Origin of the sequence: Microbulbifer mangrovi, assembly GCF_002009015.1 — a bacterium.
GTDB lineage: Bacteria > Pseudomonadota > Gammaproteobacteria > Pseudomonadales > Cellvibrionaceae > Microbulbifer > Microbulbifer mangrovi.
The window spans coordinates 61,664-85,017 of sequence record NZ_LZDE01000344.1 but is presented as its reverse complement, the minus strand read 5'-3'; the positions used below and the strand labels follow the sequence as shown (position 1 = coordinate 85,017).

Genomic DNA, 23,354 nt, shown 5'->3' with positions numbered 1-23,354 from the left:
TTGAAGCTAGCCAGGCACTCCGTGCCGGGTATACACATCAAAGCGACCGGACTTTCCCTCGAAACGCAGGTTCGGTTTCGTGTCCGCAAGATCAGGGGCCAGGCGCGGTCGCTTGACTACGGTGCGGTAATAACAGGCAGCGAGCGCCGGTGCCAACAGACTGTCTGCGTCCTCGTCGCTGCCCACCAACTGGTGGAACGCGACCATTTCCTTTTTCACCTTTGCGCTTTTTTCACGACTGGGAAACATTGGGTCCAGGTAAATCACCGGGATTGATTCTGCCCCCTGCTGTGCCAGCCACGCAGCCGCACTTTCTACACGCGGTTCCAACCGCATGTTTGCGGCAATGGCAGCCAGCTCGCTATCCGTTTGCGCCGCTTCCTGCAGTCGGCGCAGGCCGTCGTCCAGCAGCGCAAAAACCACCGGGTTCCGCTCCAGCATACGCACCTCACAGCCCAATGACGCCAGAACGAATGCATCCCGCCCAAGACCCGCCGTGGCGTCCAGTACCTGCGGATAAAAGCCGCTGCGAACTCCGATTGCCTTGGCGATCTGCTGGCCCTTGCCTCCGCCAAACTTTCGCCGGTGGGCCGCGGCGCCGGTGACAAAATCCACGGCCACCGGCCCCGGCGCCTTGCGCCCGGTCGCGCACAGTTGCAGCTGCTCCCCACACTTGAGCACAAAAGGCCGATCTTCGATCCGCTTTTCTGGAGATTCACCGAGAAACGGGAGGTTCAATTGCACCGCGAGCGCTTCCGCTCGCGCACAGAATTCTACCGTCGCGGCGGTTACTGCCAACTGCATGGTTTGAGGCATGGTGGGAGACATGCTGGAGGATATCCATCGCTAAAAGCGGGGAATTTAACCGGGATGGCTCAACCATTCCAGTGCCGCGGCTTCATCCTCAATGGGAAACGGGCGAACTTCCGCCGCCACAAAGTGGTTCAGCAACTGCGGCATGAAGCCCAGTAAAGTACTGTCCGACAGCACCGCTATACGATGCAGGTGCCGGTGCTGATTGCGGGTAAACACACAATGGGAAACCAGAGCGGCAAAGTTTTTCCAACCCCGGTAATGGCGGGCATCGATCAATAGCCCTTGGAGATAACCGTGCTGGCAGATCACCGGATCCACCTGTGCGGCGAGCGCCCGAAACTCTGCCGGCTTCAGATCCGCAACCGGGCGGATTTCCAGAATATCGTGGTCGTGATGCCAACAGTGCTCGATCATCGCCTGACACAAATTCGTAACTACTTTATCAATGGTAGAAAAGAAAAAGGCCGCGAACCAGTCGCGGCCTTTTCTCGAGGTGACGTCCAGCAATCATGTGCTTACTACTGGGGCTCCTCATCCGTTTTTTCCTCGTCGCCACGAAGTTTATCCATGGCGTCCTCGGCGGCATCTTTTGTCGCCTCACCAGCGTCTTTCAGCGCATCACCGGCATCATCGGCGGCATCCTTGATCACGTCGCCAGCGTCTTCCGCGGCGTCCTTGACCGCTTCACCGGTATCCCGGGCAGCGTCTTTGGTTTCATCCATCAGGGAGCTGTCTGAGCTCTGCGGATCATCGGTGGTCGGCGCCACGTCATCACTTTCCTGAGGCATGGTCGGATCCGAGTCCATGTCCGGTGGCGTGGATGAATCAGGCATTGTGCTTTCGTTGGCGGGTTTCTCCATATTGTCGTAGGCATCACCGACGGAGTCGTCCGATTTCTGCGACATAAAGTACCCGATGATTAACAGCAGAATAATCAGTGGTAACAGTAATTTCTTCATATACCCAATGACCCCTAGTCGGTTGTAGAGAGTTCAGAACGAGTGGACTCAACCCTGTGGTTGCAGCGGAACGACTTCCGGCTACGTAGCCCTGCGGCTATTGCGCCCTATCGCTACTGGTTGACGCTGCTACCGGTTTCGCAAAAACCATCATCGTAGAAGAAGGCGGCGCCAATACTGATAAGAATAATCTTCAACCGGCGCAATTCAAGGAACATTGTTCCCACATTCAAGTATTTATTGTTCTATCTAGACCGGGGCATATTTAGAGGAGGTCTATATCGGCTGGTGCCGGGCACAAGTGGATGGAAGAATAAAAGGTACCGTCCCGCTGACTACCCCTGGTAGTAGCGGTCCAGCTGTCCCAACAGGCCGGCGGCATCGGCACCCGCCACGGCAGCTTCGCAACTGGCGAGCTGCAGACGCCCCTGAGTATCCACTTTGGCGAAGATCAAATAATGTTCGCCCCGCTCGAGTTTGCGGTCGCAGTCATCCAGTGTCAGCCGGAATGCAACCAGATTGGTAGGCGCCCCTTTCCAGATTTTTTCCGTAACGCCGGAATACACATAGCCGAGAATGGCCACCATACCCGGTTCGGAAAGGGCATTGTCGATCATGCGGTGAACCCCAGTGATTTTCACCTGCGCCACCAGCTCCGAGGTTGCTATACGATCCTGCACCGCGGCATCCAATAACTCCGGCCCACCATCGTTCTCGCTATTCCGCGCGCGACTGTCCGCATCTGTCTCGTGCGAACCACTCGCGAGCGCTGCAGAAGATACGCCGGTATCGGTATCCACCTCGTCTGCATACAACAGCGCCGTTGGCGACAGCAGGCTTAGCAGTAGAATTGATCGGAGCGCGCCCCCAACCGAACCCCATCCCCGAACTCGGAAGGACATACCCGGCATAGCTTTCCCCTGTCGTGAATTCCGCGCAATAAAAAAGGGCGCCGAAGCGCCCTCTTATCTTGCTACTGAAGCGGAAGTAATTCCAGCTCCACACGACGGTTGGCCTGACGACCGGCGTCGGAATCATTGCTTGCGATTGGATAACGCTCACCGTAGCCCACTGCCTGTACCCGGCCGGCGGCGACGCCACGGGTAGCAAAGAAGTTGGCAACAGATTCGGCGCGACGCTCACTCAGAGTCTGATTGGTTACGTCGGAACCAGTGCTATCGGTGTGGCCGCTAACGCGAATTGCAGTCTTATCAAACTCCTTCAGTACCAGCACCACAGAATCCAGGGTGTCGTAGAAATCGGAGCGGATTTCGAAACGGCTGGTCGCGAAGGTAATGTTGCCCGGCATGATCAGGCGGATGTTGTCGCCCTCACGCTGAACACGTACACCGGTACCTTCCAGGCGCTGGCGCAGAGCCATTTCCTGGCGGTCCATGTAGTAGCCGATACCACCGCCGATGGCCGCACCACCCAGTGCGCCAGTGATGGCACCCTTCTTGCGATCACTCTTACTAGAGGTCGCCGCACCAATAATGGCGCCAGCGACAGCACCAGCACCTGCGCCTTTAGCCGCATTGCTGGTTTTACTTTCCTGGGTGTACGGGTCGAGGGTGGTACAACCAACCAGTGAGCCCAGGGCAAGAATTGCTACCCATTTTTTCATTTAAGCTTCTCCTAACGCTTTTATTGATAACGGGGAAATATCCGGCTATTGATCCCAGTATCACTCGCAGTAACTGACTGTAAGCTGAACCGGGTTCGCCATGGGCACGAAGACTATGCGCAAAGTCTCTACAGGTCTACCGCCTATTTCCCAAATTTGACGTGTTGTGCATTCTGGCCGAGGCAGGTAAAACAGCACACACTTTCATCCACCCACTACGATGACCACTACCACACTCATGTGAAATCTTCTCGGGCATTCACGCGAGTGATTTCAAACTCTGCAGCCAGAAACCGTGCGCTACCGGTGTAATCCGGTGTAATTCACTCTTCCACAAGATCTGTGGATAACTTTGTGCATGAATCTGAAAAAGCGCACCCCAAGCCGCACAAGCTCTCGCCCCCAGCAATTTGGGCACTTTTTGGCCCATCACTTTTACCCCTTTAAAATCAGTGCTTTACGCCATTTTTCGGCATTTCCGTACCAACTAAAGCGGACCTGTCAGATAAATTCACAGGCACCCCCTTCATGTGGAAAAAAACTTGTCAAGGTCTCACGGGGGCAGAAAAAACGAAATTTCGGGGTTTTCCAGAAATTGAGGTAGAAAAACGCGCAGTGTTATATCGGCAACTAGTAACAGCGGCGCGTTGGGCCGCAGATTTCGCCGCTGGCTCAATAGTGAGGAGGCTTTTCCTCGCCCGGACTGACGCCCTTTTGCACTTCAAACGACAGGTCCTGATATTTCTCTGTCATTTCTTTCACCCGCTGTACCAGGGCGCGAATCTGCGCATCCTGGGCGGCGATCACATCGTTTAGCTCGGCCAGGGTGTCTTCCTGAAAAGCTAGCCGGGTCTCGAGCTCGTCCACTCGTGCAGAAATCTGTTTATAATCTGTACTCATTGTTCACCTCTTGGGTACATAAGCCCACTTAAAGCAGGCTGTACAGGCAGTTCTTCAATCCAACTGCACGCTGATCCATAAACAGGCTCTGCCCCATACGAGAGGTGACATAGCCAAATCCCAGCTCCGCACCCGGGTCGGCAAAGCCAACGCTGCCGCCGGCGCCGGGGTGCCCGAAACCAGCTTCACTGCCAAAATGCAGATCTTCAGCGCCAGCGGATTTCAGGAAACCACAGCCAAACGCGATATCTGCCTGCAGTATGGCGTCCTGCCCACGACTCTGCTCCTCGGTTGCCTCACGCAGCAATACCAGCGGCAGCAACTGGGGATCTTCACTCGCGAGATCACCGTAAACGGTCGCCAAATCTCTCGCGCTGAAGTGGCCATTGGCCGCGGGAATCAACGCGCCGCGCCACTGCTCACCGTTAGTGCCCATCATCAGCGACACCGGATTGGTGAAAGCAGTAGCCACTGGCCCCTGGCGGTCTTCCTTGATAGAGCGACCGATAGCGTTATCGCGTAATTCCGGCAGTGGTTTCTTGAGGGGGCCAACGTCAGCGATTTCAGAGGAGCGGTGGCCAACGGCACCGAAGCCGCCATCCAGCTCCAGCGGGTCCGCAATACCGGCACGGTAAAGAGACATCAGCGGCTGACCGCTGGCTTTTTCAATCAGCCCCCCGATCGTCCATCCATAAAGGAAGGGTGCATAGCCCTGCTGGCTGCCGGGCTTCCACCAGGGTTCCGTGGCAGCGACCTGTTCCAGTGCTGCCGACCAATCGTAAATCAGATCATCCTTCACCCGTTCGCGGAACGCGATCACCCCGGCCCGGTGACAGAGTAGCTGGCGTCCGGTGATCTCGGATTTGCCGGCAGCGGCAAACTCGGGCCAGTAGTGTGCCACCGGTATATCCAGGTCCAGGTTACCCGCGGCAACCTGCTGCAGAGCAATCAGCGCAAGAATCCCCTTGGAGGAGGAGAACACGTTGGCGAGGGTATCTTCTTCAAATACCCGCGTACCGGCGCGATCTGCACTCCCTGCCCACAGTGAGGCAATTACCTCGCCCTGATGTACGGCACAGAAAGAGGCGCCGACATCACCGTGATCGCGAAAATTAGTGGCGAAGGCATCAAATAGGGCTTCGAAGCCCGGTGCGCAGTATCCCTGAATATCCATTGGGGGCAGCTACCAGTGTCTGTAGGAGTTGATGGCGGAACGGCCTTCTGGAAAAAGGCGGCAGGTTGAACGGGGCGCAAGGATAGCGGATAGCAACGGGGCTGTTAAGCAGCCCCCGGGACTATCTTGCGCCTCCGCCCTCTGGCGCGCAGGCGATGCGCGCGGGTGGGTCAATTTTCGGTAATCGGCTCAAAATCTTCGAGCTTGTACCCGCAGTGCTTGCAGAACTCGGAATCCGCATCATGCCCCGCCCTTCCGCAATTGTGGCACCGCGCCAGTTGCTTTTCCCGACCCAGCTCGTGGGCCAGTTCGGCAGTGACAATGCCGGTAGGCACCGCAATGATCGAGTAACCGATCAACATGGTCATGGAGGCGATCGCCTGTCCAAGCGTGGTTTGGGGGGTGATATCCCCGTACCCCACGGTGGTGATGGTGACGATGGTCCAGTAAATACTTTTGGGGATACTGGTAAACCCGTGTTTCGGGCCTTCCACAATAAACATGATGCTGCCGAAAATGATACACAGCACAAGCACACTCGAATAAAACACCAGGATCCGTCGACGCGCCTGCCACAGGGAGCGCACCAGCAGGTTGGCGTCACTCAGGTAGCGGACAAGTTTCAGGATCCTAAAGATTCGCAGCACCCGCAACAGGCGAATCACCATCAGGTATGTGGCGCCGGTAAATATCAGTGCCAGATAACTGGGCAGGATTGCCAACAGGTCTACAACGCCATAAAAGCTAAACACATAGGACCGGCGGTCATTTGCGCAGTAAATCCGGGTCAGGTACTCCACTGTGAACAGTGCGGTGAAAAACCACTCCAGGCGAAAGAAGATCTCTCCGTAGCGAACCCACCAGCTCTCAACAGAAGCAAGCAGAACCAGCACCACACTGACAAGGATGGTCCAGATAAGGACCACATCAAAATACTTTCCGGCCGGCGTGTCGGTGCCGAATATCACTTCATTGAGCCGCTTGCGGACACCTGTCAGGGCCATTCAGTCATTTCCTTGTGTCTTTGCTTGGAGGAATTGCCGTCATTTTAGCCGACCGGGACCCGTTTCAATCAACCCCGTTGTGTAGGGCCTTGCCAGGTAACTGCCGGCGGAACCTTTATCTGCCCGACACGCTTCGGCTATCCTTGCGCGGCAAGAAAGTAACCGATATCTGTAAAGCACAATTATGAGTGACAAAAACCGGCTTGTTTATTCCACCGACCGCGGCCGCATCAAAGAGTCCGCACCGGCAGAAAAGCGCCATCAAGGTGACGGCATCGTCCGCATCCAGAGAGAAACCAAGGGCCGCAAGGGCAAGGGCGTGACCTGTGTCAGAGGGGTGGATGGCACTGACAGTGAACTGAAACTACTTTTGGCGGAACTGAAAAAGCGCTGTGGCTGCGGTGGCGCCCTGAAAGATGGCGTCATTGAAATTCAGGGCGACAAACGGGACGAGATCAAGGCCGTTCTGGAGGCCAAAAGCTACACGGTGAAGCTGGCCGGAGGCTGATTGGCTCCGGGCAGGACGCCCGGATCCACGGTAAAGCGTCGGGGATTACAGCGTTCCGGCGAGTCGCAGGGGTTTCACCTTGCGGCGCCCCTCCTCCACCAGGCACAGCTTCAACAGACTCGACAGTGCCAGGTGATATCCCTCACACACCACGGCGCTGGCATTTTTGCAGCGCAGCTCGATCGCCTGCAGCTCTCCAGCCAGATCCCCCCCACGGGCATCTGCCACACCGTTCGGATCTCCAGCGCCACAGGCCGCCAGTTTCTCCAGCAATGGCGCCGGCAGAAGCGCAGGTTCCTCAACCGCAATCCTGTGCACCTCGCGAATCTGCTGCACCGCCAGCTGGGCGTATTTTTGCAGCAGCGACGCGGGGACCTCATTCCCAGGCAGGTACTCAATTAGCTCGCACACCAGGTCACCGTAGCGGTCGAGACTGCTGAGCGGTTCGCGCATGCGCTCGAAGCCTTGAAGCTGTGCCAGCGACTGATCTGCATCACCGCGCTCGCCGCCACTCAACCCGGAGACAATCCCCTGTATACGCTGAAAGAACATCTGGTGTAATTGTTGGCGCTGCTGAATACACTCCTGAACCCGCGCGCGATTGTCTTTCGCCGACGCTTCGGCAGCAGAGGGTGTGGTACCGCTCAGTTCAAAGCGGCGCGAGTCCACCCGAACGTTAGCCCGTACCAGCGCCGCGCCCAACTGAATTCGGGCACCACTCAACTGCAACTGCCCCAACCGCTGTTCCTGTTCCTGAAGATCCACCAGACGCGAGCGCAGCCAGTCGATAGTGTCCTGCAGTCCGAGGTCCGCCAGTTCCGCATTTTGCGGCCCCTGCAACGGCAGGAAGTCCCGCGGGATAACCCGGTTGAAATACTCGGACAGGACCTGCTGCGCCTCTTCGGTTTCCTTGCTGGCCGTCAGCAACAGGCTGTTCTCTACCGCCCGGCAGCTCTCCTCCGCTCCCAAGCGGCTCGCGCGCGCACAGAGCTCATCGAAATCGGTAAATAGTTTCTGCACAGAGAAGTCGACTCTCTGTAACAGTGCCGACAGCTGCCGCGCTTCTACAGCTGCTATCCGCTCGTGTCCAGCGGGCTCGGTCGGCTGCCAACTATCAGTATCTTCGGCCATCGCCATATCGATACTGGTGCGAGTGGCCTCCTCCAGATTGCGGTAAAGCCAGCGTACGGCGCGCGGAATATCCGCCAGACGCTTGCCGGTAATCTGCGCCTCCCGGTTGATCTCGCCGCATACCAGATCGGCGTGCACCAGTTGATTCCATCGCTCGGCAAATTGCGCAAAGTCGTCGCTGCCAATCATTTGCGCTGCGGCACGGTCTGCGCGGGCTTCCAGCCTGCGTGCAACCGCACCGCTGGTCGCTCGGTGCACGCCCTGTAAGCGTTCAAGCACCGGCACCAGCGCCAGTCCGCAAACCGAAAGTAACTTATGTAGAGGGTTGAGCGCTGAAATACGCGCGGCAGTTGGCTCATCTTCGACACTGAGCAGGGTCACCTCCCGCTCAAGCGCGTCCTGCCAGGATTTCAGCCGTTGTGCTGTGGTCATTGAAAGGTGCACTCCGGCACGCATCAGCGGCCCCTGATGATAGGACAGCGCACGCGCAACGAGCGCCACCACATCTCCACCATTCAGTGTCGCGACCGCCCCCAGTCCCAACTGCAGGGTACGCGGTTCACCGGGCTGCCGGGTCACAACGACATCCGAGCCTGCAGTTACCTCAATCGGCGTACTTTTTGCACCACGCGCTACAGCCAGGTTTTTCGGCCCTGGCTGCTGGCCGGCAATACCCAGCCCCGACCTTGTCTCAAGCACCTCGAGCAGCAGGAATAAGCCCGGGGCTTCAGACTTGCGGATGCTCAGTCCCACAGCCTGCTCGGACTCTGCCAGCACTCGCCAGCGAGATGTAAAAAATGGATATGCCAGCAATGCCCCGACAAACACCGTAAGCAGGAGCTTGATCAGCACACTGATGACCGTACCCACACCGAAGCTGCCATCCATTACGGAAGCGGGCAGCGCCCACAGCGCCATTCCTATGGAATAGATACAAAAGAGCATCAGGCCGGTAAACAGAGCCGGCACCAGCGCTGCGCTGACGAGGCCTGGGAGCATTGCCAGCCTCTGTGCCAGCGAATCGAATCCAGCGCTTTCACCGGTAAACAGCGCTTCCAGTTGGGCTCGCGCAGCGGACGACTCGCGCTCGCGCGGGGCCGGTGTGTCATTGTGTGATTTTTTGGGGGTAGCGGACTTCGCTGCTCGAACCTCCGCTTGCGAGGCTATCGAGTTAGTTGGTTCCACCTTTTCGACAGAATCTTTAGCAGACTTTTGAGCGCTCTTTGGCTGAGTTGCCTGTTGAGCAGCCGGCTTTGTGTCACCCGAACGTCCGGGCTGGGCGCCGGATTCTTTACGCGCCTTGCGTTTTTGCGCGAATTGCAGCCGCGCGAGTATTGCACGGTTGTCGAACTTGCCGGCGGGGTGTACTTCGATTTTCAGTCCGATCTGCTGTAGCTGAGTGCGATACTGGACCACCTGCCCCGGTGAGAGCTGATCCTTGATTACCCACCCTTTCAGGAAAAGCTTGCGCGCCTGTTCGGCACTGACGGAGAAGGTGCTGGCCACCTCCTGTAATACTTCCGCAGGTGCTTTCGCACGCAGGGTTTTACCTGCAGATACAATCTGGAATTTTTGTTGGCCTGACATGAAATACTCACCGCGCGAGGTTGGCTGTTAACCCAGCGGTGAGCCTAAAAGATTCATCAACGGCGGAGTGCGCACTGGTTCTCAGTGAATTCGGCAAAATGGGACATGTTTCCGGTTTGGCAACCGGCATCACAGTCGCTGGCGGAACAGTGTCTCATTACCGGGGAAACAGGGCTGCGCCCCGCCCTATTCCATATGCTCTCCCGGGGTATGTGGCCCACCCTGCCACACATCCGGCTCGATACCCGGGATATTGTGCTGTCGCGCATCGAACACCGGCTCTGCAATTCCCCGATTCCGCTGCGTTTCGTAATCCGCAAACACCTTGATCGCCACCCCGGACAACAACAGGATCGCGAGCAGGTTGGCAGTTGCCATAAAGCCCATGGACATGTCTGCCATATTCCACAGCAGCTGGAAGTTGTCGGAACTACCGCTCCAGGCCACCCAGGCGCCGAACAGGATAAATACGATATACAGGAACCGGTAGCAGAATATGGAAAAGCGCGTGTGCCAGAGATAGAAAATATTGGTTTCCGCATAGTAGTAATTGGCAATTACCGAAGTAAACGCGAAGAAGATCAGCGCGATAGCGATAAAACTGCTACCCCAGCTGCCCACCTCACTGGCCAGTGCTGCCTGGGTCAGGGTGACCCCTTCCATCGCCCCGCTTAATTCGACATTGCTCAATAATATGAGCGCTGCCGTGGCGGTACAGATCAGCATGGTATCGAGAAACACCGAGGCCATCTGCACGTAGCCCTGTACCACCGGGTGTTTCACATCGGCAACCGCGCCCACGTTCGGCGATGAGCCCATACCGGCTTCATTGGAAAACAGACCCCGCTTGATGCCGTTGGCCACCACCGCACCAAACGCTCCCGCCCCCGCTTCCTGCATCCCGAAGGCATTGGCAAAGATCAGGCTGAACACTTCCGGAATACGCGAGATATTGGTCGCAATCACAAACAGGGCAATGGCGATGTAGGCCAGGGCCATGATCGGCACTACGATACCAGCGAATCTGCCGATTGATTTGATCCCGCCAAACACAATCGCGCCCGCCAAAATCGCAATCAGCACACCCACCAGCAGCGGGTTTACCCCCCACGCCGAGTGGATCGCCTCGGACATGGCATTGGCCTGCACAGCATTAAAGAAGAATCCGAAGCAAATGATCAGGAAGACGGAAAAGACAATGGACAACCATTTCCAGCGCTTGCCCAGCCCCTTGTCGATGTAATACGCGGGGCCACCCCGGAAAGTGCCTGCTACCTCGCCCTGCTCCTTGAACACTTGCGCGAGGGTATTTTCAACCAGGCTGGTCGCCATCCCCACCATCGCTACCAGCCACATCCAGAAGATGGCGCCAGGCCCTCCTGCGGTAATCGCAACCGCCACACCGGCGATATTACCGGTGCCCACACGGGCTGCTGCACTGGTAGCAAATGCCTGAAATGAGGACACCGCGTCATCATGTTCCTTATGGAAACTGTGTCCCATCACACGCAGCATGTGGCCGAAGCAGCGAAACTGTACAAACCCCATACGCACCGTGAAGTACAGCCCCGCAGGTAACAGTGCGGCGATCAGGATGCCCAGCCACCAGTATCCGCCCAGCCCACCCCAGGTCAGGCTGTTCCCCCAACCAATCAGAGATGCCAAGCCGTCCAAAAACCCCTGCATACCGTTCTCCGCCATAGTGAACCACCCCCGGATCTTTTTCCCAGGGACGGCTGGCGCCGAATGACGCAACTACATTAAGACTAGCAGCCGATGAGAACGGCGTTGCACGTAGCCACAGCATTTGCCGCAATCCCGCGCCGGCGTACAATGCGTTCATTCACGCCAGCTCGATGTTTTAAACAGGCGACAGGAGACATGACTTTGACCCCACTGGATACCCGATCAAATGACACGCCGGAACAGGCGCCATACGGCAGCTGGCGCTCTGCAATCAGCGCCGATTTACTGACCGCCGGCAATGTTCGTCTGAGTGAAGCGCGCCTGTTTGAAAACCGCGCTTACTGGCTCGAATCAAGGCCGGCAGAAAAAGGGCGTTCGGTACTGGTGGAGTTCGATACTCAATCTGGACGCCGCGACCTGTTGCCAGCACCATTAAGTGTGCGTTCCAAGGCACACGAATATGGCGGCGGCTGCTATACGGTCGCTGATGGCTGGGTCTATTTCGTGCTGGCCGCAGATCAACGGATCTACCGTATGCCATTAAATGGCGAGGTACCCGAACCCATTACCCCGGAAGGTAATATCCACTATGCCGACCTGATCATCGACCAAGCCCGCCAGCGCCTGATCTGTGTGCAGGAAGATGAGTCACAAAGTGACCGCGAAGCGGTCGCCCGTATTATCGCTATCGACCTGCGAGGCACTGAGGCTCCGGATGAAGCCGCCCCGTACGAAATCATTGCAGAAGGTGCAGATTTCTACTCCAACCCGAGAATCAGCCCTGATGGCAATCGGCTCAGTTTCCTGCAGTGGCACCACCCGGATATGCCCTGGGACACCACGGAACTGATGCTCTCTGAACTCGATGTCGATGGGGCTTTTGGCAAGGCGCGACGCATCGCGGGGGATGGCAATGAGTCTATTTTCCAGCCGCAGTGGTCTCCCGGCGGCGACCTCTATTACGTTTCTGATCGCAGTAACTGGTGGAATCTTTACCGGTTGGGTAGCGACACCCCGATCTGGAATCTACCCGCGGAGTTCGCCACACCTCAGTGGGTGTTCGGCATGTCGACCTACGATTTTATCGCCGAAGATCAGATTTTCTGTACCTTTACACAAAACGGGCTCTGGCAACTGGCCATCGTCAACCTGAAAAATGGTACTTCGGACCTGATCCCTCATCCCGGGTGCGATTTCGAGAGCATCAGTTGCGCATCGGGAAAAGCCCTGATGATTGCGGGCAGCGCAGACTCGTTACCTGAAATCTCCCTGTATTCTGCGGAAACCGGGCAATTTCAATCCATTGCCCAAAGTGGAAACCTCGCCCTGCCCAAATCCACCTTTGCACGTGCAGAACCGGTCAGCTATCAAGTTGCGGAACGGGAAGTACACGGATTTTACTACTCCCCCACCAATTCCCAGTTCAGCGCACCCGCCGGCGAGTTGCCGCCGCTGATCGTGTTTAGCCACGGTGGCCCCACTGGCGCCACTTCCGCCGCACTCAACCTGAAGATTCAGTACTGGACCAGCCGTGGTATCGCCATCCTGGATGTCAATTACTCAGGCAGCACCGGCTACGGTCGCGAGTACCGCGACCGCCTGGCAGACAACTGGGGTATTATCGATGTGGAAGACGTGTGTGCGGGCGCGGAATACCTGGTTCAAAAAGGGCTTGCAGATCCTGAGCGACTGCTGATCAAAGGCGGCAGCGCCGGCGGCTATACCGTGCTCGCCGCCCTCGCCTTCCACGATACCTTTTCCGCTGGAGCCAGCCACTACGGGATCGGCGATCTCACCACCCTTGCCAGGGACACCCACAAATTTGAATCCCGTTACCTGGACAAACTGGTCGGCCCCTGGCCGCAAGCCGAATCCGTCTACCGCGAGCGCTCTCCCATCGAGCACATCGAAAAGCTCAATTGCCCGGTAATCTTTTTCCAGGGCATGGAGGACAAGGTAGTGCCACCGAACCAGGCCGAGGCCATGGTTGACGCGCTGAAAGACCGCGGCCTGCCGGTCGCTTACATCACGTTTGCCGAAGAGGGCCACGGATTCCGCAGTGCGGACAGTATCAAGATGGCATTAGAGGGAGAACTGGAATTTTATAGCCGGATCTTCGGCTTCCCCCTACCTACCCCCGGGCCCGGGATTGAAATCCACAATCTCGAGGAATGTTCCTGATGGGCCGCTGGAGACCACCGCGCCCTCGAGGCTCACGTTACATCACTGCGGAAGGTGCGCGACGGATGCGCGCGGAAGTGAAATTCTTGTGGGAACAGGAGCGTCCGCGCATTACCCAGGCAGTGAGTGATGCCGCCAAACTGGGGGATCGCTCGGAGAATGCAGATTATATCTACGGCAAGAAACGTCTGCGGGAAATCGACAGCCGGGTACGCTTCCTAACCAAGCGCCTTGAAGAGATTACCGTGGTGGACCGAATTCCAGACGACCGCGATAAGGTTTTCTTCGGCGCCTGGGTGACACTGGAAGACGAAGACGGCAAGGAAGTGAAATACCGTATCGTCGGACCCGACGAGTTCAATGTGAAAGAGGGGCTGATCTCGATGGATTCGCCAGTCGCCCGCGCCCTGCTGGGCAAGCGGCTCGACGATGAAGTGGAAATTCAACAGATGGAGCAGTGGGTGACCTATTTCATCTGCGAGATCGAATACCCGGAAACTGCCCCTGAAGATTAAGCTCGCCGCTATTCAGGAGAATGCGAGCGCCCTTGTCCCCATCAAGCTTTTGCAACAACGACAAGTGTGGTGCCCCGAAAACCGCGGGCACCCCTCGTCGATCGCCATATACGCCGCAGACAATATTCTGACCATCAAACTGTGACAGCCGTGCAGCACAGACAATGCGCTGGCATCCAGCTCCACGTTATGACTCATCAAGACTGCAGCGCTAACTTTCTGGCCAGTTACAAAATCCGCAAGCGAATCCACTGGGCAGCTCAGTAATTCATCCGCGTCGGGAAAATACTCACGCCAGGCATTGGCCGGACGCGGATCCCACACGCTGATCCGCCACCCCAGCTAATGGCCCATCGCCGCCAAAGGTCTCGCGTCTATGCCACCGCCAACGATCAAGAAATGCGGTGGCGGTGTTATACCGGCACACAAGCAAAGGCTCTCGCCCTCCTCAATCAACCGGGCGCGCACACGGAAGGATTCCACTGCAGGCGAGTCACCTTCTACAAAGTGCGCCTGGCATTCATTGCCCGCCGCGTCAGATCGGTTGCGGGGAATATGTTGGTAGTAGGAACCGGAGCGAAACTCCCGGAGTGCGAATACACGCGATCCAGTGCAAGATACTGGTTTTTGCATGCACTGGCTGTAGCAAGATATGTACAGTACCGCCTCAGCCGATACCCAACTGAAATGACAGGAAAATGGGGAGCAGTGGCACTTGCCACCAAACGAATCGACTCACTGTGTTCCGGCCACAACACCGGCTAGCCTGTCAGGCAGCGACATTGGCCAGCAGAATGACTCCGCCGTACACGACCACACCGACAAATACCGGCCAACCCAGCGAATTCGTGCGCTTCCACACCAGGTAAGTAACCAGCGTGCCGATTGCGGTAGCCAGCCATGCCTGCGTACTGACCTTTGATGGTACCAGCGACACACCAAACATCGCCGCGATCATCAATGGTCCCAGTACAGTGAGCCAGGACGGCATCGCATCCAGCGAATTACCAGCCTGCTTGCGGACCAGATGACGTTGCATCCACAACAGGGGCAGAGCACGCATCAGAAACGTGCCGATGGCTGTTGCCAGCAGAGCAATCCAGAGTTCGCTATCCATCTCGTGCCCCCCTGCTCCGCTGCACCTTATTCCGCACCAGCGAGCTCAGTCCGTAATACACCAGCGCACCACACACCGCAGCGATAGGGATGCCCGCATTCTTCATGCCGCTCACCGCAAACAACAACGCAACAATCGCCGTGCTACCGAGGGTAATGGCCCACAGTCTCGAGGCAAACCGTGGCGCCAGCAGCACGAGAAACAATGCCGGCAACGCGAACGGCATAATCTCGCCAAGCAATGGCCACCGTTGTGTCAGCTCTTTGCCGGCAACCGCGCCCAGCGCCGTACCACCAATCCAACTGAACCAGGCAACGATCGACGCACCGATATACCACCCCATACGCTCGCGCGCTTCGAGCTGCGGCAAACGCACAAGCGCCAAAGCAAAAATCTGGTCCGTAAGGCCGTGCATCAGCCACGGCCACCACCGGTTTTTATTCAGCCAGGGCGCAATGTTCGGCCCATATACGACGTGGCGCGCATTAATCAGGAGCGTCATTAGCACCACAAACCATAATGGCGCGCCGGACGCGACCATGGCCACAAACAGAAACTGAGATGCGCCGGCATACACCAGCGTCGAAATAAGCACAGCCTCCCAGCCGCTGAACCCGGATTGAATCGCGATAAGACCGAACGAGATCGCAACCGGTATATAACCGCCGAGCAAGGGGATAGCCTCACGTGCTCCCAAAAGCAATGAGCGGCTTTCAGTTGAGGCAATCTGTAAACTCAAGAATTCAATCCTTTAATGCGTCAGGACGGCTATACGAGGTGGAGGGTAAAAAAACCGATAAGCGCAAACATACTGCAGACCAGGGCGAGCAGCAGAAGGTCGAATGGTCGCTCTTCCCGGGCCTGCTCGGTCGTGCTATCGATTTCCCGCTGCTTGCTGCGCATACGCAGATAGGCCAACAGAATCACCAGACCGCCGGAAATCAACATGGCAATCTCGGTCCACGGCGAGGGCAGCTGATCACCGAGGCGCCCAATCGCGAGACCAAAACCGACTACCGCTGTCGCTGTACGAATCCAGGCGAGAAACGTCCGCTCATTGGCGGCATGCTCCTGAAAATTGCGAATCATATGCGACTCCAGTTCGGAAATGGCGATCTCGGTCGGTGTCGGCGGGTTAGCGTACACCTTCCAGCAGATGCCGCGCGATAATCAGTCGCTGAATTTCGCTGGTGCCTTCATAGATGGTGGTAATACGTACATCCCGCGCCATCCGCTCCAGCGGGAACTCGCGGGTATAACCCACACCACCATGCATCTGCAGCGCCACGTAACAGGCTTCATTGGCCTTTTCCGCCGCATAAAGTTTTGCCATCGACGCCGCGGGCCCGAAATGCTCGCCCGCATCTTTTTGCCAGGCTGCCTGCATCAGTAACAGGCGCGCAGCTTCCAGTTCGGTGTATTTGTCCGCGAGCTGCCACTGCAGTCCCTGGAACTGGGCCAGGGGTTTGCCGAACTGCTCCCGCTCCTGCAGATAAGCGCGGGCGCAGTCCAGCGCTTCCAGTCCGATTCCCAACGCCAGAGAACCGATGCCGATACGGCCACCGGCCAGCTCACCGGCAGCAATACGGAAACCGCGATTCTCCTCCCCCAGCATATTGGCTGCGGGCACGCGGCAGTCCTCGAAAGAGACTTCGTTGGTGACGGAGGCCTTCTGCCCCATCTTCTCTTCCGCCTTGCCGACCACCAGCCCGGGAGTGCCGGCTTCGACCAGAAAACAGGAGATACCCTTCCCTTTGGAAGCGCTGCTGTCGGTCACTGCCCACACCACGAAAATGCCGGCAAACTCGGCGCTGCTGATAAACAGCTTGCTGCCGTTCAACACATAGTCGTCGCCGTCCCGTACTGCGCGGGTGCGCATCGCAGCGGCGTCCGAACCTGAACCGGATTCGGTCAGGCAGAAAGAGCCTGCAGGGTATTCGCCACTGCAAATTTTCGGCAGGTAGCGGGACTTCTGTTCTTCGGTGCCCTTAGCCTGAATGACTTCCGCCACCATATTGGTAACAGAGGTAGTGGTTGCCGTAGATGCACAACCGCGAGCGAGCTCCGTGATGGCCAGACTGAACGCAACAGTACCGGCACCGGTGCCGCCGAAATCCGGGTCGATATTGATTCCCATAAAGCCGAGCTCTGCCAATTGCTTCAGCTTGTCCAGAAACAGCGTCCGGTTACCGGTCTTGTCCAATTCTGCAGCGACGGGCTTCAGCTCACTGTCAGCGAACTGGCGCGCGGCGTCCTGGATCATTTGCTGTTCTTCACTCAGGGCAAAATTCATGATGCTCTCACCTCTTTTCTCGCAGGTAATACTCGCCCACTACTCTGGTGTGCGATTCGTTATTGGTGTTATCAGGAACGTTTCAACAGCAGCCGCTTTAAAGCGCCCTGCTGTATCGCCACTCCCAGCAGGATCAGTGCTAAGCCGGCAATGGTGGCAAGCTGGATTTTTTCACCGACCAGCAGCGCAATCAACAGCAGTGAAAGCGGTGGCGACAGGTAAATAAAATTACTGATTCTGGCGGTATTGTCACAGGTCATCATTGCCGCTTGCCAGAGCAGGAATGCAATACCCATCTCGAACAAGCCCACATACAGGGCTCCGAGCCAGCCCGCCAGTGGCGGCCACTGCCAGCCCTCTCCCCACCCCTGCCATAGCAGCGTAGCGGCAAGCCACGGTAGTCCACAGCAACAGGTGAGGAACAGATTCACCGCTGCATTGCCTCCGATACGGGTATTCAGCAGCCAGTAACAGGACCAGATCAGGGTGCTGAGCAGCGCCAGTGCCACCCCCCAGGGCTGCTCGAACTGCAAATCGAGCAGATTGCCGCTGGTAGCGATGACCAGCACGCCGGTGTAACACACAAGTCCGGCAAGGAGATCCTGACGGCGCAGCTTTTGCTTGAGGAGTGGTACTGACAACAGCGCCAGCAGGACGCCCCAGGTGTAATTCAGAGGCTGGGCCTGCTGCGCTGGCAACAGTTCATAGGCGTGAAACAGCGTCAGGTAATAAAGGAAAGGATTGCAAAAACCGAGTGCAATATACCAGTGGTAGTTTGCCTTCCAGCTGCGGGCAATTTCCGCGGTTCGCCCCTGCCAGAGGATCGCGCCCAGCATAAACACGGCCGACACCACCGAGGCAATGCTGACCAGCTGTAACGGAGTCAGGTATTGGAGTGACAGCTTGAAGGCGCTCGCCACAGTAGACCAGCACAGTACAGCAGCCAGCGCCAGCAGCGTAGCGCGGCGGTTGGCCGCGCTGGTGGCAGGCAAGGATTCCGCTCGATCCACTAGACTCGATCCAAATACAGCATGGGTTACTCAGGTCGGAACGGACTATCGCTTGCCGGACTTGGGTTCAGGATCAGGCACGGCAACCGACGTATCGGTCTTCACTTCCTGCATGACGACATAGGTGTGGGTTTCACGCACACCGGGTACCGACGCCAGCTTTTCGCCGAGGAATCGACGGTAGCCGAGCATATCCTTAATACGGATTTTCACCAGGTAATCGAAACCACCGGCGACCATATGACATTCCTGAACCTCTTCGAGACCGGAAACATGCTTGTTGAATGCCTCGAGCGTCTCTGTGGCGGTGTCCGACAGGGATACCTGGATATACACGACGAGGCCCGCATCCACTTTCAGCGGATCCAGCAGTGCGACATATTCCTGAATAAACCCCTCGCGCTCGAGGCGCTTCACCCGCTCGAGACAGGGCGTGGGGCTGAGGTTAACCCGGCGGGCCAGCTCAACGTTGGGCAGGCGGCCAGCGCGCTGCAGAATGCGCAGAATCTGGCGATCAATGCGGTCCAGATCTTCCAATTTCCGAGACATAACAAAATACCCTACTGGTGATTAACCGAATAAGCCCTATATTTAACCACACTCCGTGGAAGAATGGCGATTAATTCTGGGACATTTACCACATAATCCGGTTTTTTATCCTGCACCTTATTTTAGTCTGGGAGTCCACATGTCTAAACAGTTCGCCGGCAAATTGACCGAAGAGTTGCACAACGCCCGCCAGAAGGCCCGCCAATACCTGCATGCCGACGAAAACCAGTGCGTCAGCGAGCTACTGGCCGCACCGCGCCCGGGAGAGGCCCTGCGGGAGAAGATCCTCGCCACCGCCAGCGAGCTGGTGGTCAAATCCCGGGAACAGCGCAGCAAGCGCGGCACCCTCGATGCCTTCCTGCAACAGTTCGGCCTCTCCAATAAGGAAGGCGTGGCACTGATGTGCCTGGCCGAGTCCCTGCTGCGGGTGCCGGACGCCGACACCGCCGACAAGCTGATCGCCGAGAAAGTGCACTCCGGCAACTGGTCCAGTCACCGCGGCCAGTCAGACTCCCTGTTCGTGAATGCCTCGACCTGGGGTTTGATGCTGACCGGCAATATTGTCGAGCTGGATCCGGATATTACCGAAAAGCCATCCACCTGGATGAAACGGCTGGTCAGTCGCATGGGTGAGCCCATGGTCCGCACCTCCATGATGCAGGCCATGAAGATCATGGGTGGCCAGTACGTGCTTGGCCGTACCATTAAAGAAGCGCTCAAGCGCGGTCCGGCGGAAAACAAGCCCGGCACCCGCTTCTCCTTCGATATGCTCGGTGAGGGTGCCCGCACCATGGCGGACGCCCAGCGGTACTTCGACGCTTACATGATGGCCATCGAGGCCATCGGTGCGGACAACACCAAACGCGACGTTGTCGAGGCCAACGGCATATCCATCAAGCTCTCCGCCCTGCACCCCCGCTACAGCGAACTGCAGCGCGACCGCGTGATGAATGAATTGCTACCCAAGGTAAAAGAGCTTTGCGCGGCTGCGGCAAAATACGATATGGGCCTCAATATTGACGCCGAGGAAGCGGATCGCCTCGATATTTCCCTGGACGTATTTGAAGCACTGGCGCGCGATCCTGAGCTGAAAGCGTGGCAGGGTCTCGGCTTTGTACTGCAGGCCTACCAGAAACGCTCCCCGCACGTGGCGGACTGGCTGATCGCGCTGGGCCGCGATACCGGACGCAAACTGATGGTGCGCCTGGTAAAAGGTGCCTACTGGGATACCGAGATCAAGCACGCCCAGCAGATGGGTCTGTCCGACTACCCGGTTTACACCCGCAAGTGCCACACCGACCTCTCTTACCAGGTGTGCGCGAAAAAACTGCTGGATGGCCGCGATGCCATCTACCCGCAGTTCGCCACGCACAACGCCTACACCGTGGGCCTGATCCTGGAACTGGCGGGCGACGCCAACGATTATGAATTCCAGCGCCTGCACGGCATGGGCCACCTGCTCTACGACCAGATCGAACAAGTACACGGCAAGCGCGTCCCGGTCCGGGTCTACGCTCCAGTGGGCGCACACAAAGACCTGCTGCCCTACCTGGTCCGCCGCCTGCTGGAAAATGGCGCCAACAGCTCCTTCGTCAACCGTTTCATGGACGAGAAAACCCCGGTCAATGAACTGGTGCGCGATACCCTGAAGCTGAGCGAAGCATGCAACCCGTACCGCCACCCGGAAATCCCGGTCCCCGCGGACATCTATATCGGCCACGAAGCTCTGCCGCGCAAAAACTCCCGCGGCATTGAACTGACCGACCCCGTCGCCGCCAAGCCACTGATGCAGGCGGTATCCGCCACTAGCGGCGCTTCCTGGAAAGGCGGCCCGATCATTGCGGGCGAGTCCATTTCCGGTGACCAGCCCGTGCGCAACCCGGCCACCGGCGAAACCGTCGGCCATACCGCCGATACGGATCCTGCGCTGATTGAGAAAGCCTACTCCTCCGCGCAGCAGCACCAACGCGCCTGGAACCGCCTGGGCGGTGACGCGCGCGCGAAGATTCTCGACACGGTTGCCGACCTGTACGAACAGCACCTCAACGAACTGGTTGCAATCATCTGTCGCGAAGCCGGCCGTACCCTTAACGACGGCATCTCGGAAGTGCGCGAGGCGGTGGACTTCTGCCGTTACTACGCCAACGGTGCGCGCAAGCACTTCAGTGAGCCCACCGTACTGCCCGGACCCACCGGCGAAACCAATGAGCTCAGCCTCTGCGGCCGCGGCGTGTTCGTGTGTATCAGCCCGTGGAACTTCCCGCTGGCGATTTTCACCGGCCAGGTGGTTGCGGCCCTTGCTGCAGGTAACGGTGTACTTGCCAAGCCCGCCGAGCAGACCCCCTGCATCGCCCACCGCGCAGTACAGCTGATGCACGAAGCCGGTGTACCCCGCGAAATTCTGCATCTGGTAACCGGTACCGGTGCCGCCATCGGTAAACCACTGCTGGACGACCCGCGGGTTGCCGGTGTGGCTTTCACCGGCTCCACTGAAACTGCCAAGCACATCAACATGCAGCTGGCAGCCAAAGACGGCCCCATCGTCCCACTGATCGCCGAAACCGGCGGCCAGAACGTGATGATCGTGGACTCCACCGCCCTGCCCGAGCAGGTGGTGGACGATGTCATCCAGTCCGCTTTCCTGAGCGCCGGCCAGCGCTGTTCCGCGCTGCGCATTCTTTGCGTGCAGGACGTAATCGCAGACAACCTGCTGAACATGCTGAAAGGCGCCTGTGACGAACTGACCCTGGGCGACCCTTCCAAGCTGGAAACTGATATCGGTCCGGTGATCGATGAGAAAGCGCTCGGCCTGCTGCAGAAGCACAGCGAACGCATGCAGCAGGAAGCCAAACCGCTGTTTGCTTTTGACGAAGCCAAGCGTCCGCAGATCGGTACCTTCTTCGGCCCGCAAGTAGTAGAGATCGAGGACTTCAACCTGCTGAGGCGCGAAGTGTTCGGCCCCTTCCTGCACGTAGTGCGTTTCAAGGCGGAAGAGCTCGAAGATGTGATTCAGCGCATCAACGCCACCGGATATGGCCTGACCTTCGGTCTGCACTCCCGTATCGAGGGCCGCGCCGGCGCCATCTTCAAGCGCATTGATGTGGGCAACTGTTATGTAAACCGCGATATGGTCGGTGCTGTGGTCGGGGTCAACCCGTTCGGCGGCATGGGCCTGTCCGGCACTGGCCCCAAGGCTGGTGGTCCACACTACCTGTTCCGCTTCGCAAACGAAAAGACCAAAACCGTTAACATTGTTGCCACGGGCGGCAACACACAACTGTTTACGTTAGGAGAGTAACGCTCTCAACATTAGCGTTGCAGCAAAAAAACGGGCGCGCTCGAAAGAGCCGCGCCCGTTTTTCTTGGCAACTAAAAGACTTGCGATTTAGATACGCTAGTTACTGATTAATCACGCCTTTATTTGCCGCACCAAACTGAGTGGCTACCGCAGTTTCATTGTAACCAAGCTGCGTGGTGTGATGAACGTTGTATTCACCCAACTGGGTTGTGAAGGATTTGTGCCCATACTCTTCCTGCATGGTCACGGCTTTGTTACCAATACCTACCTGCAGTGTCACTTGACTGAGGTCTACACCAAATTGATCAACCCGAGCACGGTTGTACTCTCCGTGCTGAATGATCAAAGAGTCACTATAGAAGGCTGTTTGGGTAACGTTGGCCCGGTTACCGGTGCCGTACTGATAAGTGTATGAATGCGAGCCCAACGTGCCCCACTGTTGTGTACGGGCGCGGTTATCCTGGCCGTGCTGCTCAATCAAACCTATCGAATACTCGCTGGCCCATTGATCAATCCAACCTTTGTTACCAGTGCCATCCTGCTTGATCGAGCCCAGGTTGTAGTTGCCCCACATCTGACTTACTTCAGCGCGGTTGAACTCGCCATACTGGTCTACCAGTGCGTGATCACCCACCGTCAACACCTGAAAAGTGAACGCTTTGTTTTTGGTGCCTACCTGTAGAACACTCGTCAAATTGTCATAACCATCCTCCTGCAAGGAAGATGCCCTGTTCATTTGTCCGAACTGGGTCTGAAAGATCGCACTACCAGTTTCAGTGCCATCCTGAATTGCTTCAGCTTTGTTCCTGTACCCGAATTGGGTTTGCAGAATGAAATTATCGGATGAGAGCGGACTTTCTTGATCAGCAATTGCATTGTTCATTGCGCCGATCTGCACCTGTACGGCGGTATTATTTTCAGCCATGGCTGCCGAGCTGATGGCAAAAACCATGACTGCGGCTATCGGGGTATACGTCTTCATGAATATCTCCTTGAACATCA

The 23,354-nt window shown here is 57.3% G+C and carries 21 protein-coding genes; 4 read left to right on the top strand and 17 right to left on the bottom strand.

Features of this window, described 5'->3' with window-relative positions:
* Positions 1 to 6: 6 nt before the first annotated feature.
* From B4U49_RS17155 to B4U49_RS17120, 8 genes are all read right to left on the bottom strand, one after another.
* Positions 7 to 828, bottom strand: coding sequence for a class I SAM-dependent methyltransferase (locus tag B4U49_RS17155; protein ID WP_078085827.1), 822 nt, complete (start codon positions 826 to 828; stop codon positions 7 to 9).
* A 33-nt stretch (positions 829 to 861) separates the two neighbouring features.
* Positions 862 to 1,230, bottom strand: coding sequence for a SpoIIAA family protein (locus tag B4U49_RS17150; RefSeq protein WP_078085849.1), 369 nt, complete (start codon positions 1,228 to 1,230; stop codon positions 862 to 864).
* Positions 1,231 to 1,334: 104 nt separating this feature from the next.
* Complete coding sequence (locus tag B4U49_RS17145) at positions 1,335 to 1,775, bottom strand: hypothetical protein (protein ID WP_078085826.1); 441 nt, start codon at positions 1,773 to 1,775, stop codon at positions 1,335 to 1,337.
* A 335-nt stretch (positions 1,776 to 2,110) separates the two neighbouring features.
* Positions 2,111 to 2,677, bottom strand: coding sequence for a hypothetical protein (locus B4U49_RS17140; RefSeq protein WP_143735721.1), 567 nt, complete (start codon positions 2,675 to 2,677; stop codon positions 2,111 to 2,113).
* A gap of 71 nt (positions 2,678 to 2,748) precedes the next feature.
* Entirely contained in the window at positions 2,749 to 3,399 is a 651-nt protein-coding gene (locus B4U49_RS17135; protein ID WP_078085824.1) for a YiaD family glycine zipper/OmpA-like lipoprotein, read from the bottom strand.
* Between the two features lie 672 nt (positions 3,400 to 4,071).
* The gene (locus tag B4U49_RS17130; RefSeq protein WP_078085823.1) at positions 4,072 to 4,299 is read right to left on the bottom strand and encodes a SlyX family protein; all 228 of its coding nucleotides are present in this window, start codon (positions 4,297 to 4,299) and stop codon (positions 4,072 to 4,074) included.
* A gap of 28 nt (positions 4,300 to 4,327) precedes the next feature.
* Positions 4,328 to 5,473, bottom strand: a complete 1,146-nt coding sequence (locus tag B4U49_RS17125; RefSeq protein ID WP_078085822.1) for a serine hydrolase domain-containing protein — start codon at positions 5,471 to 5,473, stop codon at positions 4,328 to 4,330.
* A gap of 170 nt (positions 5,474 to 5,643) precedes the next feature.
* On the bottom strand, positions 5,644 to 6,477 hold the full coding sequence (locus tag B4U49_RS17120) for an ion transporter (RefSeq protein ID WP_078085821.1): 834 nt from the start codon (positions 6,475 to 6,477) through the stop codon (positions 5,644 to 5,646).
* A 184-nt stretch (positions 6,478 to 6,661) separates the two neighbouring features.
* Here B4U49_RS17120 and yciH point away from each other — a divergent pair, with 184 nt between their 5' ends.
* On the top strand, positions 6,662 to 6,985 hold the full coding sequence (gene yciH, locus B4U49_RS17115; protein WP_078085820.1) for a stress response translation initiation inhibitor YciH: 324 nt from the start codon (positions 6,662 to 6,664) through the stop codon (positions 6,983 to 6,985).
* Positions 6,986 to 7,030: 45 nt separating this feature from the next.
* Here the strand turns inward: yciH and B4U49_RS17110 are convergent, their stop codons facing one another.
* Positions 7,031 to 9,703, bottom strand: coding sequence for a hypothetical protein (locus tag B4U49_RS17110; RefSeq protein ID WP_078085819.1), 2,673 nt, complete (start codon positions 9,701 to 9,703; stop codon positions 7,031 to 7,033).
* A 186-nt stretch (positions 9,704 to 9,889) separates the two neighbouring features.
* The gene (locus B4U49_RS17105) at positions 9,890 to 11,389 is read right to left on the bottom strand and encodes an alanine/glycine:cation symporter family protein (RefSeq protein WP_143735720.1); all 1,500 of its coding nucleotides are present in this window, start codon (positions 11,387 to 11,389) and stop codon (positions 9,890 to 9,892) included.
* Between the two features lie 195 nt (positions 11,390 to 11,584).
* Between B4U49_RS17105 and B4U49_RS17100 the strand changes: the two genes are divergently transcribed.
* Both B4U49_RS17100 and greB read left to right on the top strand, forming a co-directional pair.
* Complete coding sequence (locus B4U49_RS17100) at positions 11,585 to 13,570, top strand: S9 family peptidase (RefSeq protein ID WP_078085818.1); 1,986 nt, start codon at positions 11,585 to 11,587, stop codon at positions 13,568 to 13,570.
* Positions 13,570 to 14,085 carry a transcription elongation factor GreB gene (greB, locus tag B4U49_RS17095; protein WP_078085847.1) on the top strand — a complete coding sequence of 172 codons (516 nt, stop codon included), beginning with the start codon at positions 13,570 to 13,572 and terminating at the stop codon, positions 14,083 to 14,085. The genes B4U49_RS17100 and greB overlap by 1 nt, the downstream gene beginning before the upstream one ends.
* 769 nt (positions 14,086 to 14,854) lie before the next feature.
* On the opposite strand, the gene B4U49_RS17090 is transcribed toward greB, so the two are convergent.
* The 6 genes from B4U49_RS17090 to B4U49_RS17065 all read right to left on the bottom strand — a co-directional run bounded on the left by B4U49_RS17090 (position 14,855) and on the right by B4U49_RS17065 (position 19,054).
* Positions 14,855 to 15,202, bottom strand: a complete 348-nt coding sequence (locus B4U49_RS17090; protein WP_078085817.1) for an AzlD domain-containing protein — start codon at positions 15,200 to 15,202, stop codon at positions 14,855 to 14,857.
* The gene (locus B4U49_RS17085; protein WP_078085816.1) at positions 15,195 to 15,941 is read right to left on the bottom strand and encodes an AzlC family ABC transporter permease; all 747 of its coding nucleotides are present in this window, start codon (positions 15,939 to 15,941) and stop codon (positions 15,195 to 15,197) included. The genes B4U49_RS17090 and B4U49_RS17085 overlap by 8 nt, the downstream gene beginning before the upstream one ends.
* Positions 15,942 to 15,970: 29 nt before the next feature.
* Positions 15,971 to 16,291: a YidH family protein gene (locus B4U49_RS17080; protein WP_078085846.1), complete on the bottom strand. Its 321-nt coding sequence runs from the start codon at positions 16,289 to 16,291 to the stop codon at positions 15,971 to 15,973.
* Between the two features lie 46 nt (positions 16,292 to 16,337).
* Entirely contained in the window at positions 16,338 to 17,495 is a 1,158-nt protein-coding gene (locus B4U49_RS17075) for an acyl-CoA dehydrogenase family protein (RefSeq protein ID WP_078085815.1), read from the bottom strand.
* Positions 17,496 to 17,566: 71 nt separating this feature from the next.
* A complete protein-coding gene (locus B4U49_RS17070; protein ID WP_078085814.1) occupies positions 17,567 to 18,505 on the bottom strand; it encodes a DMT family transporter in 939 nt (312 codons plus the stop codon).
* Positions 18,506 to 18,550: 45 nt separating this feature from the next.
* The gene (locus tag B4U49_RS17065) at positions 18,551 to 19,054 is read right to left on the bottom strand and encodes an Lrp/AsnC ligand binding domain-containing protein (RefSeq protein WP_078085813.1); all 504 of its coding nucleotides are present in this window, start codon (positions 19,052 to 19,054) and stop codon (positions 18,551 to 18,553) included.
* A 139-nt stretch (positions 19,055 to 19,193) separates the two neighbouring features.
* On the opposite strand from B4U49_RS17065, the gene putA reads away from it, so the two are divergent.
* Positions 19,194 to 22,352: a bifunctional proline dehydrogenase/L-glutamate gamma-semialdehyde dehydrogenase PutA gene (putA, locus tag B4U49_RS17060; RefSeq protein WP_078085812.1), complete on the top strand. Its 3,159-nt coding sequence runs from the start codon at positions 19,194 to 19,196 to the stop codon at positions 22,350 to 22,352.
* Positions 22,353 to 22,452: 100 nt separating this feature from the next.
* Here the strand turns inward: putA and B4U49_RS17055 are convergent, their stop codons facing one another.
* Positions 22,453 to 23,334, bottom strand: coding sequence for a hypothetical protein (locus tag B4U49_RS17055; protein ID WP_143735719.1), 882 nt, complete (start codon positions 23,332 to 23,334; stop codon positions 22,453 to 22,455).
* Positions 23,335 to 23,354 lie beyond the last annotated feature (20 nt).